At 66.4% G+C, this 13337-nt stretch carries 14 protein-coding genes; 2 read left to right on the top strand and 12 right to left on the bottom strand.

The genetic code is table 11. From position 1 onward, the window contains the following. The 9 genes from VIF40_RS13310 to VIF40_RS13270 form a co-directional block, all read right to left on the bottom strand. A partial coding sequence (locus VIF40_RS13310; protein WP_331936669.1) for a sugar phosphate nucleotidyltransferase occupies positions 1 to 261 on the bottom strand: 261 nt, incomplete at its 3' end. Positions 262 to 451: 190 nt separating this feature from the next. After that, the gene (gene atzF / locus VIF40_RS13305; protein WP_331937995.1) at positions 452 to 2251 is read right to left on the bottom strand and encodes an allophanate hydrolase; all 1800 of its coding nucleotides are present in this window, start codon (positions 2249 to 2251) and stop codon (positions 452 to 454) included. A gap of 2 nt (positions 2252 to 2253) precedes the next feature. Beyond that, on the bottom strand, positions 2254 to 2598 hold the full coding sequence (locus VIF40_RS13300; protein ID WP_331937994.1) for a cupin domain-containing protein: 345 nt from the start codon (positions 2596 to 2598) through the stop codon (positions 2254 to 2256). Beyond that, positions 2591 to 3259, bottom strand: a complete 669-nt coding sequence (locus VIF40_RS13295; RefSeq protein WP_331937993.1) for a cysteine hydrolase — start codon at positions 3257 to 3259, stop codon at positions 2591 to 2593. The genes VIF40_RS13300 and VIF40_RS13295 overlap by 8 nt, the downstream gene beginning before the upstream one ends. Then, on the bottom strand, positions 3259 to 4782 hold the full coding sequence (locus VIF40_RS13290) for an ABC transporter ATP-binding protein (protein ID WP_331937992.1): 1524 nt from the start codon (positions 4780 to 4782) through the stop codon (positions 3259 to 3261). The genes VIF40_RS13295 and VIF40_RS13290 overlap by 1 nt, the downstream gene beginning before the upstream one ends. Positions 4783 to 4792: 10 nt before the next feature. Next, on the bottom strand, positions 4793 to 5494 hold the full coding sequence (locus VIF40_RS13285; protein ID WP_331937991.1) for an isochorismatase family cysteine hydrolase: 702 nt from the start codon (positions 5492 to 5494) through the stop codon (positions 4793 to 4795). 16 nt (positions 5495 to 5510) lie between these two features. Beyond that, positions 5511 to 6437 (bottom strand): ABC transporter permease, encoded by a 927-nt coding sequence (locus VIF40_RS13280; RefSeq protein WP_331937990.1) that lies wholly within the window; start codon positions 6435 to 6437, stop codon positions 5511 to 5513. 2 nt (positions 6438 to 6439) lie between these two features. After that, complete coding sequence (locus VIF40_RS13275; protein ID WP_414684807.1) at positions 6440 to 7540, bottom strand: ABC transporter permease; 1101 nt, start codon at positions 7538 to 7540, stop codon at positions 6440 to 6442. Positions 7541 to 7572: 32 nt separating this feature from the next. Next, the gene (locus VIF40_RS13270; protein ID WP_331937988.1) at positions 7573 to 8685 is read right to left on the bottom strand and encodes a BMP family ABC transporter substrate-binding protein; all 1113 of its coding nucleotides are present in this window, start codon (positions 8683 to 8685) and stop codon (positions 7573 to 7575) included. Between the two features lie 311 nt (positions 8686 to 8996). On the opposite strand from VIF40_RS13270, the gene VIF40_RS13265 reads away from it, so the two are divergent. Beyond that, positions 8997 to 9626 carry a GntR family transcriptional regulator gene (locus VIF40_RS13265; protein WP_414684806.1) on the top strand — a complete coding sequence of 210 codons (630 nt, stop codon included), beginning with the start codon at positions 8997 to 8999 and terminating at the stop codon, positions 9624 to 9626. Here the strand turns inward: VIF40_RS13265 and VIF40_RS13260 are convergent. Then, a complete protein-coding gene (locus VIF40_RS13260) occupies positions 9602 to 9919 on the bottom strand; it encodes a DUF1289 domain-containing protein (protein ID WP_414684805.1) in 318 nt (105 codons plus the stop codon). The genes VIF40_RS13265 and VIF40_RS13260 overlap by 25 nt on opposite strands. A 63-nt stretch (positions 9920 to 9982) precedes the next feature. Between VIF40_RS13260 and VIF40_RS13255 the strand changes: the two genes are divergently transcribed. Then, entirely contained in the window at positions 9983 to 10831 is an 849-nt protein-coding gene (locus VIF40_RS13255; RefSeq protein ID WP_331937985.1) for an MT-A70 family methyltransferase, read from the top strand. Here the strand turns inward: VIF40_RS13255 and VIF40_RS13250 are convergent. Then, positions 10828 to 11580 carry a BglII/BstYI family type II restriction endonuclease gene (locus VIF40_RS13250; protein WP_331937984.1) on the bottom strand — a complete coding sequence of 251 codons (753 nt, stop codon included), beginning with the start codon at positions 11578 to 11580 and terminating at the stop codon, positions 10828 to 10830. The genes VIF40_RS13255 and VIF40_RS13250 overlap by 4 nt on opposite strands. 42 nt (positions 11581 to 11622) lie before the next feature. Continuing rightward, a partial coding sequence (locus VIF40_RS13245) for a toprim domain-containing protein (RefSeq protein ID WP_331937983.1) occupies positions 11623 to 13337 on the bottom strand: 1715 nt, incomplete at its 5' end.

The raw sequence follows: 13337 nt of genomic DNA, 5'->3' as shown, positions 1-13337 counted from the left end.
ATCGCGCCGCGTCGGCTCGAGGACGATATCGGCGCCGGCGCCGATCTCACGCAGCTGATCGGTGACGAGGAAGCGATAATCGGCGTTGGTGATGACGACGGGCCTCTCGAAAGCCTCGTCCGCCAGCGTCTCGATAGTGGTCTGAAAGGTCGATTTTTCGCCGATGAGCGGAATAAACTGTTTCGGGAGGCTTTCCCGTGATTCGGGCCATACGCGCGTGCCCGCCCCGCCGCACATTATGACAGGAAGAATTTTCGTCATGTCTCGCCTTTCGGTCGAGGGATGATTTGGCGGCGCGGATCCAGAGAGGGAAGCGACTTCTCGAAAATGGGCTCGATCAGATCGAGCGCGCAGGTCCCGTCTATACGTCCGCCCGCCAGCAAGTGGGAGGAGCTATAGGATAAACCTTCCGACTTTGGCAAGGGGACGCCAATCCCCAATGTGCGCGGGCTCACATCGGGCCTCTATGCTTCGCGACGAAGGCGCGCCATCCGCCGAAGGACGTTATGTCTTCCGCGCCGGCGAGGGCCGCGGGCTCGACGAGAAAGCCCTTGGGCGACGAGCCGTCGGCGAGGCGCAGCGCGCCGATGCAGAGCGGCGACGGAACGGCGGCGACAAAGGCGCCGAAAGCCGCGCGATCGAGCGACCAGACTTCGACCTCCACCGCGCCGCGCCCGGTCGCGTCGCGCAGCAGGCCGGGCTTGGGCGGCGTTTGTCCGGCCAGCGCAAACAGTCGATAGCCGCTCGCTGTGCGTGTTTCGCGCAGGAAGCGCGCGCCGAGCGCGCGCAGCTCGCCATTGAGCGGCATGCCGGAGAGATGCGCGCCGACGACGGCGAGCTCGATGCGGTCGTCCGACGCGGGCGCCGTCGCGCATTGTGAGCGAAGCCGCCAGCCGGTCGCGCCGAGCGTCTCATTGCTCGCGGCGTGGAGATCGCGCGCCAGCGCGGCGGCGAGCGCATCGGCTTTCGCCGGGCCGAGAAGCGTGACGCTCATCGGCGCGCCGCTCGGCAGCGCGCCGGCGGGAACCGCCATTCCGCAGAGATCGAGCAGATTGACGAAATTCGTATAGGTCCCGAGCCGCGTATTGGCCGCGATCGGCTCCGCCGCGACATCGGCCAGCGTGCAGAGGCCGGGCGCGGTCGGGATGCAGAGGAGATCGACGGACGCCAGCAGCGGCTCGATGTTTCGGGTGAGGCGCTTCAGCGCATAGAGGCTCTCGAATGCGTCGGCCGCCGAGAACTCCCGCGCGCCCATGACGATCTCGCGCGTCACCGGATGCAGCGCCGATTCATTGCGCTCCAGAAAGCCGCGAATGGCGGCGTAGCGCTCGGCGACGAAGGCGCTCTGATAGAGCAGGGCGGCGACGGCGTGAAAATCGCCGAAGGGCAATTCGACGATGCGGCAGCCGAGGCGCTCGAGGCGCGCGAGCGTCGCCTCATAGGCCGCTTCCATCGTATCGTCGCCGAAGAAGCGCCGCTCGGCTCGCGCGGGAACGCCGAGACGCAAGGTCGGCGGACGCGCGCCGAGCGGGAGAACGGGAACCGCTTTCGACCAGGGGTCGCTCGCGTCCGGCGCGGCGGCGATTTGAAAGACGCGATAGGCGTCGTCGACGGTGAGCGCGAAAATGGAGACGCAGTCGAGCGAGCGGCAAGCGGGGACGACGCCGGTCGTCGAGAGCGCGCCGACGGTCGGCTTCAGTCCGACGATATTGTTGAGTCCGGCGGGAATGCGGCCCGAGCCCGCCGTGTCGGTGCCGAGCGCGAAAGAAACGATTCCATGCGCGACGGCGACCGCCGAGCCCGAGGAGGAGCCGCCCGGCGCAAGCCGCGGATCGATAGCGTTGCGCGGAACGGGATAGGGCGTTCTGACGCCGACGAGGCCGGTCGCGAACTGATCCATATTGGTCTTGCCGAGGCAGAGCGCCCCGGCGCGCTTCAACATTGCGACGACGGTCGCGTCCTCGCCAGCGATGCGCGAGAAGGCGGGACAGGCCGCCGTCGTCGGCATTCCGGCGACATCGATATTGTCCTTGACCGCGAAGGGAACGCCCCACAGCGGCCGCGCGACCGGATCGAAAGCGCCGAGCGCTTCCGCCTCGCGCAGCAGCGGCTCGATCGGCGCGAGATGGATGAAAATCCCCGGATCGGCCACGGATTCGAGGCGCGCATAGGCGGCCTCGATCACCGCGCGCGGCGAAAGGCCGGCGGCATAGGCCTCATGGAGGCTCTCCAGATCGAAGCGCAATGTCATCCTCACGCTCCCAGCATCACGACGGGCTTCATCCAGACGATCAGCGCCACGCATCCTTCGCTCGACCAGACGGAATGCTCGCTGCCTCGTCGGTTGAGCACGACGGCGCCGGCGCGATAGTCGCCGTCCTCGTCGCTCTGCGCGCCGTCGAGAATGACGACCGTCTCGAGCCCGGCGTGTCGATGACGCGGAACCGAGGCGCCGGGCGCATATTTGAGCAGAGCGACGGATGGAGCGTCGTCGTCGGCGCGCTCGAGCCAATGGATCTCGACGCCTTCGCGAAAGGGCGAGAAGGCGAGAGCGCGCCAGCCGCCCGTCAGCAGATCGGCGTAGTCTCGCTCAGCCATTGAGCAGCCCTTCGAGAATGTGGGAGGTCGTCGCGGTCCATCCGACGATCGCGCCTTGCGCGCGGATCATCGCCAGGGTCGCGGCCTTGAACTCGGCGAAATAGCTCTCGGTCGCATCCTCGGCGAGCAGGCAGTCATAGCCGCGATCATTGGCTTCGCGCATCGTCGTCTGCACGCAGACCTCCGTGGTGACTCCGGCGAAGACGAGCGCGCGCGCGCCGAGCCGCTGCAATGTCTCTTGCAACGGCGTCGCATAGAAGGCGCCCTTGCCGGGCTTCTCGATGACGATCTCGCCCGGCGCTGGCGCGAGCTCCGGCACGATCGCCGCGCCCGGCTCGCCGGCGATCAATATGCGGCCCATCGGCCCGGCGTCGCCGATGCGCGCGAGCGGCGCGCCGCGATCGCGCTTTGCGGGCGGGCAGTCGGAGAGATCGGGACGATGGCATTCCATCGTATGGATGATCGGCAGACCATGGGCGCGAAAGCCTTCGATCAGCCGGCGCGTCGTCGGCACGATTCGTTGCAGCCGCGCCACGTCATTGCCGAGGCTCTCGCCGAAGCCGCCGCGCTCGATGAAATCGCGCTGCATGTCGATGACGATCAGCGCGAGCGATCGTGCTTCGAATGGGAAGGGAAACGGCTCCGCCGCGATGACGCCCATCAGTGACGCCCCGCCATATGCCGGCCGATCTCATGCGCATCGGCGGCGGCGATCGGCGTCTCATAGACGATCGCGCCGTCCGACATCACCACGATGCGGTCGGAGAGCTCGATGAGCTCGTCCAAATCTTCCGAGATCAGCAGCACGGCGGCTCCTTTGTTGCGCGCTTGCATGATGCGCGCGCGTATGTCGGCGACGGCCGCGAAATCGAGCCCGAAGCACGGATTGGCGACGATCAGCAGATCGACGTCGCCGGTGAGCTCGCGCGCCAGCACGGCGCGCTGCACATTGCCGCCGGACAGCGCGGCGATCGGCGTGTCGAGCGAAGCGGTCTTCACCTTGAAGCGCTCCACCAGACTTTCTGCGTTGCGGCGAATGGCGAGGCCGTCGAGGCGCAGACGCGGCGCGCCGGCGCGATCGACGTCGAAGCTGCGAAAGGCGAGATTTTCGGCGACGCTCATCTGCGGCGCGCAGGCGTTGCGCAGCGGCTCCTCGGGAATGAAGCGCACGGCGAGGTCGCGCATCTCCTTGCGCGTCGCATCGTAGCGGGCGCCCTTCACGCGGATCTTTCCTGCGGTGATGCGGCGCTGGCCGGCGAGAGTCTCGAGCAGCTCCTTTTGTCCATTGCCGGATATTCCGGCGACGCCGACGATCTCGCCGGCGCGAACGGCGAGATCGGCGATGTCGATCGACTTCAGCCCCGTGCGATCCGGCGCGCGCAATCCGCGTATTTCCAGAATTTCGTCGGCCTGCGCGGCGACGCCCGCGCGCGCGTCGAGCGTGGCGATCTTCTGCTCGCCGATCATCATGGCGGCGAGCGATTGCCGGTCATGGGCGCCGACAGGGCCGCCGCCCGCGCGTGTCCCCTTGCGCAGCACTGTGGCCTCGTCGGCGAATGCGAAGACCTCGCCGAATTTATGCGAGATCATCAGCACGGTCAGCGCGCCGCTGCGCGCGAGCGCGCGCACATGGCCCAAAACCTCCTCCGCCTCGCCGGGCGTCAGCACGGAGGTCGGCTCGTCGAGCACCAGAAAGCGTCGGCCGAGATAGAGCTGCTTCAAGATCTCGAGCTTTTGCCGCTCGCCGGCCGCGAGCGTTCCGACCGGCTGATCGAGCGGAACGCGAAAGGGCATGCCCTCCATGAATTGCGCGAGGGCGGCGCGCTCCTTGCGCCAGTCGATCGCCATCGGCGCATCGTCGCGGGCGATGACGAGATTTTCGGCGCCGGTCAGCGACGGCGCCAGCGTGAAATGCTGATAGACCATGCCGAGGCCGAGCATGGCCGCGTCGCGCGGGCTCTCGATCGCGGCCTCGCGTCCGGCGACCAGCATCTGCCCCTCGGTCGGGCGATAGAAGCCGAGCATGCATTTGACGAGCGTCGATTTGCCGGCGCCGTTCTCGCCGAGCAGCGCATGGAACGAGCCCGCCGCAATGCGGATCGACACATCGTCCAACGCCGTGAAGGCGCCGAAGCGCATCGTCATGCCGAGCGCCTCGACCTCTATCGCGCTTTTCGCTCTCATGCGGCCGCCTTCAAGGAAGCTGCGCGACGAAAGTCGCGGCGTCGGAGACGGCGCCGAACACGCCGCCCTGCATTTTGATCATTTTCACCGCGGCGAGATGATTGTCGTGGTCGGTCGCGCCGCAGCAATCTTCGAGCAGCAGGCATTCGAAGCCGCGGTCATTGGCCTCGCGCATCGTCGTATGCACGCAGACGTCGGTCGTTATGCCGGTGAGAATGAGATTTTCTATGCCGCGCTGCTTCAGGATCAGCTCGAGATCGGTGGCGCAGAAGGAGCCCTTGCCGGGCTTGTCGATGATCGGCTCGCCGTCCAGCGGCTTCAATTCGTCGATGATCTCCCAGCCGGGCTCGCCGCGCACCAATATGCGTCCGCAGGGGCCGGGGTCGCCGATGCCGGCGTTGATGCGGCGCGAGCGCCAGCGCTTGTTGGGCGGCAGATCGGCGAGATCGCGCCTGTGGCCCTCGCGCGTGTGGAATATGTGATAGCCCTTGGCGCGCATCGCGCCGAGCACGGATTTGATCGGCTCGATCGGCGCGCGCACGAGCGCGAGATCATAGCCCATGGCGTCGACATAGCCGCCCGCGCCGCAGAAATCGATCTGCATGTCGATGACGATCAGCGCCGTATTGTCGGGGCGCAACGCGCCATTATACGGCCAGGGATAGGGGTCGGCGTCGATAAAGCGCTCGGCGACGGCGGCGCGCTGATTCATGTTCGGCGTCTCCTGTTCATCTCGTGATCGACAATTCGCCGGGCGCGCCGGCGAGCGTGCGTCCGGGCGAGGAGGTCGCGATCATGATCGCGAGGGTGAGCGCATAGGGCGCGGCGTAGAAGAGGTAATAGCCCTGGGTGACGCCGATAGATTGCAGCGCCGGGCCGAGCGCGCCGGCGCCGCCGAACAGCAGCGCCGCGAGGAAGCATCCGGGCGGGCTCCAACGCGCGAAGACGACGAGCGCCACGGCCATCAGTCCTTGGCCGGAGGAGATGCTCTCGCTCCAGCTGCCGGGGTAGTAGAGCGAGAGATAGCCGCCGCCGATCGCCGCCAGGCCGCCGCCGACGCCGGTCGCGATCAGCCGCACGCGGTCGGGGTCGATCCCCATGGCGCGCGCGGCGTCCGAGCTGTCGCCGACGATGCGCAGCACGAGGCCGATCCTGGTGCTGCGGAAGGCGTAGGAGAGGAAGAGGGCGAGCGCGCCGCCGAGGATGAACAGCGCATTGACGTCGAGCGCCGAGCGGATTTGCGGACTGTCCGACCAGAAGCCGAGCGAGATGGCCGGCAGATGCGGCGCCGAGGGCTGGATGAAAGCCTTGCCGAAGAAAAAGGCGAGGCCGGTTCCGAACAGCATCAGCGCAATGCCGATGGCGATGTCGTTCACGCGCGGGAATTTGCAGATCCAGCCATGCAGCAGGCCGAAGCAGACACCGGCGCAAAAGGCCGCGGCGAGGCCGAGCCAAGGCGAATCCGTCATCACCGCCACCGCATAGGCGGACATGGCGCCGAACACCAATATGCCTTCGAGGCCGATGTTCACGCGGCCGGAGCGCTCGGTGATCGTCTCGCCCAGCGAGACGAAGATGAACGGCGTCGAGACGCGGATCGCGCCGCCGATCATCGCGAGCGGAACGCTCCAATAGCCGATGTCGCTCGTCTCCATCGTCATTGCTCCTTCGTCCAGCGCTCGGGGTGGAAGATGTCGAAGCGTCCGTAGAGCGTCTCGCTGAACAGAATGACGAGGAAGATCGTCCCCTGCAGCACCAGAGTGGTGGCGTCTGGCAGATCCATGCGGCGCTGAATGAGTCCGCCCGCGGCGGCGACGCCGCCGAGCAGCATGGCGATCGGGATCATCGCCAGCGGATTTTGCCGCGCCAGAAAGGCGACGAGCACGCCGGTATAGCCATAGCCCGCCGCCAGCGAGGCGTTGGCCGAGCCTTGCACGGCGGCGACCTCGATCATGCCGCCGAGTCCGGCGAAAGCGCCGGCCAGCGCGCAGAAGCCGGTGATCAGCGCGCCGACCGGCAATCCTTGAATCTGCGCCGCGCGCAGATTGCCGCCGGCGATGCGCGCGGAAAAGCCCCAGGTGGTCTTTTCGATCAGCGCCCAGGCGATGAAGCAGGCGACGACGCCGACGACGAGGCCCCAATGCACATCGGTTCCCGGAATGGCGCCGATGCGGACCGCCTCGGCGAGCGGCGTCGTCGAGGGCTTGTTGAGCGAAGCGGGATCGCGCAGCGGTCCCTCGACCAGATGATTCATCAGCGCGATGGCGATATAGCCCATCAGCAGGCCGGAGATCGTCTCATTGACCGCGCGATAATGGCGCAGCGCGCCGATCGCGCCGATCCAGACTCCGCCGGCGAGCATTGCGCAGAGCGCCATCGCCGCGATGACGATCGGCGCCGGCGCCGGTTCCAGCGCCGTTCCGATCGCCGCCGCCGCGAGACCGCCGAGCACGATCGCGCCCTCGCCGCCGATGACGATGAGGCCGAGCCGCGCCGGCAGCGCGACGCAGAGTCCCGCGAGCAGCAGAGGCGCCGCGCGCGTGAGCATGTTTTGCGCGGAGAACCAGCTGCCGAAGCCGCCGCGCCACATCAGCTCGAAGAATTGCGCCGGCGATTTGCCGAGCGCCAGCAGAAACAGGCTGAACAGCAGCAGACCCGCGATCAGCGCGCCAGAGGCGATGACGATCGGCTCGGCCCGGCGCGCGACGCCGGCGATCGCCGCGCGCGCAAAGCGCGAGCCGTTTCTCGTCGCGCGCATCTCGCTCGTCGCTTCGACCATTGCTTCGGCCCTCAGGATGTCGCGCCGACGACGCCTTCGACGAGATAGCTCATGCTCTCGAGCTCGACGGCGGTCTCGATATATTTCTTGCCCGCCGGCACGACGACCGCGCCTTTATTGTCTTTCAGCGGGCCCTGGATGATGGCGTAGCCGCCCTTCGACATTTCGGCCTTCTTGGCCTCGAACTGCTTGCGCGCGGCGTCGGTCACCATGGCGCCGAGCGGGCTCGTCTTGACGAAGCCTTCGGCCAATCCGCCGCGCGTGAAATTGGGCAGCGGCTCGCCGGCCAGAAATTTCCGCACATACATCTCATAGACGGCGCCCCAGTTCCATTCGGCGCCGGTGAGATAACGCTGCGGCGCCAGCGGGCGCTGGTCGGCGTGATAGCCGCAGACATAGGCGCCGCGCGCGGCGGCCGTCTGCACGATGACCTTGGGGCTGTCGACATGGCAGGTGACGACATCCACGCCATGGTCGAGCAGCGCATTGGTCGCCTCCGCCTCCTTGACGGCGAGCGACCACTCGCCGGTGAAGATGGTGCGGCAGGTGATCGACGGATCGACGGAGCGTGCGCCGAGCAGGAAGGAGTTGATGTTGAGCAGCACCTGCGGAATCGGCTTGGCGGCGACGAAGCCGAGCGTCTTGGTCTTCGTCATATGGCCGGCGACGACGCCGTTCAAATATTGGCAGGAGCCGATATAGCCGAAATAGGAGCCGGCGTTTTTCGGGTCCTTGTCGCTCCACAGGCCGCCGCAATGGCGGAACAGCGTCTTCGGATATTTCTTCGCCGCCTGCACGACGAAAGGATTGAAATAGCCGAAGGAGGTCGGAAACAGCAGCGCCGCGCCCTCGAGATTGATCATCGACTCCATCGTCTTCACGACTTCGACCGATTCGGGGACGCGCTCTTCTTCGACGACCGTGACGCCCGGCAGCTTCTTCACGGCCGCCGCGCCCTGCGCATGGGCCTGGTTGTAGCCGTAGTCGTCCTTGGGCCCGACATAGATGAAGCCGATCGTCGCGGCGGCGGCCGCGGCCGGCCCGGCCCCCAGAGCCGAGGCCGCCGCGCCGGCGGCCGCGCCCTGCAGAAAACGTCGTCGGTCGAAAATCACGCTCTGCGTCATGAAACACTCCTCGCCCTTGGACGACCATTGGCCGCGCCTTGGTCGATCATCGCTGGTCTGAAAAGTGCGTGCAATTGATAGGCCAGCGTTAAAGTGTTAAATATATCAATTATGATAGCCATTTATGGAGGGCCAGGTGCCTTTGAAATCGGCAAGTGTATGCAGTTTGTGCCGAGGAATTGACCAATTTGGCGCGCTTCATGCGTCGCGAGGGAAAAGGAGACGGACGCTTGGCGATAGAGGGGACGGAGCCGAAGGAAGCCGCGCGCGGCAAGCGCAAGCTCATTCGCGCGGGGACGACCGTCGACCAGATGGTGAGCGCCATTTCCGATCGCATCGTCACGGGCGTTATGCGTCCGGGCGAGAAGCTCGACGAAGTCTCGCTGGCCGAGCGTTACAAAGTGTCGCGCACGCCGGTGCGCGAGGCGCTGAGTCGTCTCGGCGCGATGGGCCTCGTCGATCGCAGGCCCAATCGCGGCGCCATTGTCGCGATCGTCTCGCCGGCGCATCTCGCCTCCATGTTCGAGAGCATGGCGGAGCTCGAGGCGATCTGCGCGCGCTTCTGCGCGCAGCGGATGACGCAGAAGGAGCGGCGGGCCATGGAGATCGAGCATCAGGCGGCGTCGCAGCTGGTCGCGCGCCGCGAGGAGGCGGCGTATGAATTGTTCAATTCGGATTTTCATGCGCGGCTCTATAGCGGCGCGCATTCGCCGCATATTCGCGATCTGGCGCTACAAACGCGCAGCCGTCTCGCGCCGTTCCGCCGCGCGCAATTTCGTCTCGACGGGCGTCTTCAAAAATCCTGGCGCGAGCATGATCTCATCGTCGCGGCCATTCTCGCGGGCGATGGCGAGGCGGCCTGCGCGGCGGCGCGCGATCACATGACCATTGTGAGCGAGGCGAGCGCGGTCTTCGCTCACGACGAAGGCGGCGAGGCCTGACGCTCGTCTTGCGGGGGCAGCAAGCGCGCGCGCCGTGCGGGGAGGGAGGCGAGGATGCGCCTGCGCTCGTCCGCGGAGGCGGCGCCCCAGCCGGCGATCTCCGCCATCGTCCGCGCGCAGCCGATGCAAAAGCCGGTCGGCGCGTCGATCCGGCAGATTTTGACGCAGGGAGTTTCGCAATGCACGCTCTCGTGTACCTTTCCCCATGAGATGAGTCGCCGATTTCTCGAAAACCTGGTTTTCCAGAGCGGATTGTGGCAGGAATGTTCCTCGAGTCGAGTCGCCGCCTCCATTAATCGGAGGACAGCATGATAACGGATCTTTAAATAGATCTATAATCATGTCATACCGTGACGATGAGCGATTCCTCCACCACACCCCTCCGCCCGGAAAATCAGCCTGACCCTCTGCCGAAAATCGCCGGTGGGTTCCAGACAGTGCTGGCGGACCCGCCGTGGAGGTTTTCGAATCGCACCGGCAAGGTCGCTCCGGAGCATCGGCGCCTCGACCGCTATTCCACAATGTCGCTCGACGCGATCAAGGCGCTCCCGGTCTCCACCGTGACCGCGCGCAACGCCCATCTGTATCTGTGGGTGCCGAACGCGCTGCTCACCGACGGCCTCGACGTGCTGCACGCATGGGGGTTCCGCTACGTCAGCAACATCGTTTGGGCGAAGCGGCGGAAGGACGGCGGACCGGACGGACGCGGCGTCGGGTTCTATTTTCGAAACGTCACGGAATTGCTGCTGTTCGGCGTCAAGGGATCGATGCGCACGCTCGCGCCCGGCCGGTCGCAGGTCAACATGATCGAGACCCGCAAGCGCGAGCACTCGCGCAAGCCAGACGAGCAGTACGACCTGATCCAAGCCTGCTCGCCCGGTCCGTATCTCGAGATGTTCGCGCGTTATCCGCGCAAGGGCTGGACAGTCTGGGGCGATGAATCGCCGGAGGAGATGTCGCCTCGAGGCAAGGTCCACAAGGGGTACGAAGGCGGCGCAATGTTGCCGGAGCTCGTTCCCAACTCCCATGTCGGCGGAGAGGTGGCCGCAGCCATGGCGGACGAGCTCCGCCGCCGTTACTTCGGCGGCAGCAGCGTCCGCGAGCTCGCCGAGGAGACCGGCTATTCGATCCAGCGGGTCAGGACTCTTCTGAACAAGGCCAATGTGCGGATGAGGCCGAGGGGCAGGCAGCGCATTCCCGCCTAACGGTATGGATTCCCGTCCCACGTATTCTCGGTCGCCGCGACGATGAGGACAGGACATGTTCCCATGACGCCGCGCCGCACGCGCATTTGCGCTTTGTCGAAAGCCGTCACCGTGGACGTCGACAGATCGATGGGAAGCTTGCCGGTCCTGTCGTCCTCGGGAAGCGTCGCCTCATAGTCTCGCCAAATTCGACGCGCCAAGGCCAGCAAGCGCGGGCGGTCTTTCGTGATGACGACCGCAGCGGAAATCACGCCGGCCTCATACCACGATCGATAGGACGCCAGATCCCGGTCGAGATTGCCGTCCTTCGCATTCCATTCCACGTCGAGGGCGACGCGGCCCTTGAAGTTGTCGACGAGGTAGCCTTCCTGCCTTACCGGCGGCAGCGTTCCGATCACCTTGCTGTTCTTGTCGTAGAGGATGCCCGTGGTTTCGAGGTCGACACGGGCTTCTTTCCAGCCGCGCGCGGAAAACAGACCGTCGATCTGGGCGGCTATGTCCCCGCGGTTCCCGCCCGCCTTCAGCCAGAATTCCGGAACCAGCCGATAGGTCGAGAGGACATCGACTATGTCTTTCCACTCGTCTGTGCAAACGGCCTGCATGACCGCGGCGGCCGAGTTCGTCTCCATGAATTCCCAGTGCTCGCGCGCAGCCGCCGGCAAAACTGCGGGATTATCGTAGGTCTGGGTTTCGAACATCGTCTCGCCGCTTACGGAGGGCCGAACGGTAGCTGACGCCGTTTCCGCCATGCGAGCGACGGTGATCTCCGGGGCGTGTGAAGGCGTAGGCCATCACACGTCCAAATTCGCGACGTTCAGCGCATTCTCCTGGATGAACTCGCGGCGGGGCTCCACCACATCGCCCATCAGCTTCACGAAAATATCCTCGGCCTCGGCGGCCTCCTTCACCCTCACCTGCAACAGCGAGCGCACCTCGCGGTCGAGCGTCGTCTCCCACAATTGCTCGGCGTTCATCTCGCCGAGGCCCTTGTAGCGCTGGATGGTGAGGCCCTTGCGGCCTTGCGCGGCCATTGCGTCATAGAGAGCCAGCGGACCGGAGAGCGGCGTCTCGTCGCTGCGCCGCGTCAGCGCCGCGGGGCCGGAGAAAATCTCGCGCAAGGCCTCCGCGCGCTCCTGCAGCTTGCGCGCCTCGCTCGAGGCGAGCAGCGCCGCATCCAGCGTCACCGCTTGCGCGACGCTGCGCAAAGTGCGGCGGAAGACATAGCCGCCCTCGCGCAATTCGCCGGTCCAGCCGCGCTCGGTCTCCTCCGCGATCGCATTGAGACGATCCGCCACTTCGGCGGCCTGCGCATTGGCATGCGCTTCGTCCGACGGCGATTGCAGCGCGCCGGCCATCGTCGTCTGCTCCACGACATTGCGGTCGTAGCGCGAATGCAGGCTGGTCATGATGCTGCGGAACGAGCGCGCGTCCTCGAGCGCCGCGCGCAGATCCTTGCCGGCGCGGGTTTCGCCATTGCCGCAGCGCAGCGTGGCGCCGTCGAGCAGCGAGTCGATGAGATAATCCTCGAGCGCGCGCTCGTCCTTCAAATATTGCGTCGATTTGCCCTTGGTCACCTTGTAGAGCGGCGCCTGGGCGATGAACACATGGCCGCGATCGATCAGCTGCGGCATCTGCCGATAGAAGAAGGTCAGGATCAGCGTGCGAATATGGGCGCCGTCGACATCGGCGTCGGTCATGATGATGATCCGCTCATAGCGCAGATCATCCTCGCGATAGCGGCCGTTTCCCTGCACCCCCAGGGCCAGCATCAAGTCGGCCAGCTCCTTGTTGCCGCCGGCCTTGTCGGTGGTGGCCTGGGCGACGTTGAGGATCTTGCCGCGCAGAGGGAGGATCGCCTGGGTGCGGCGGTCGCGGGCCTGCTTGGCCGACCCGCCGGCGCTGTCGCCCTCGACGATGAACAGTTCGGCGCCGTCGGCGCTGCCGCATGAACAGTCGGCGAGCTTGCCTGGCAGGCGCAGCTTGCGGGTCGCCGAGGCGCGGGCGACCTCCTTGTCGCGGCGGCGCTTCAGGCGCTCCTCGGCGCGCTCGATGACGAACTCGAGGAGCGCGGTGGCGGCCTTCGGCTGGGCGGTCAGCCAGTGGTCGAAGGGGTCGCGCAGGGCCGTCTCCACCAGGCGCTGGGCGTCGGCCGACGATAGCCGCTCCTTGGTCTGGCCCTGGAACTCCGGGTTGGCGACAAACACGCTGACCAGGGCGCCGGCCTGGGCGATCACGTCGTCGGCGGTGATCAGCCCGCCGCGCTTCTCGCCGGTCAGTTCGGCGTAGGCCTTCAGCCCCCGCGTCAGCGCCGCCCGCAGCCCCGCCTCGTGCGTCCCGCCTTCGGGCGTCGGCACGGTGTTGCAGTAGGACTGCAGGAAGCCGTCGGCCTCGCCGAACCCGGCCGGGGTCCAGGCGATCGCCCACTCCACCTTGCCGGTTTCGCCCGGGCGGGAATAGCGGCCGGCGAAGGGCTCCGCCGTCACCGTCTCGATGTCCTTCACCCGTT

Source organism: Methylosinus sp. (genome assembly GCF_036560965.1).
Classification (GTDB): domain Bacteria; phylum Pseudomonadota; class Alphaproteobacteria; order Rhizobiales; family Beijerinckiaceae; genus Methylosinus.
Note: the sequence above shows the minus strand (reverse complement) of the source record. Positions and strands in the feature narration are given on the sequence as shown.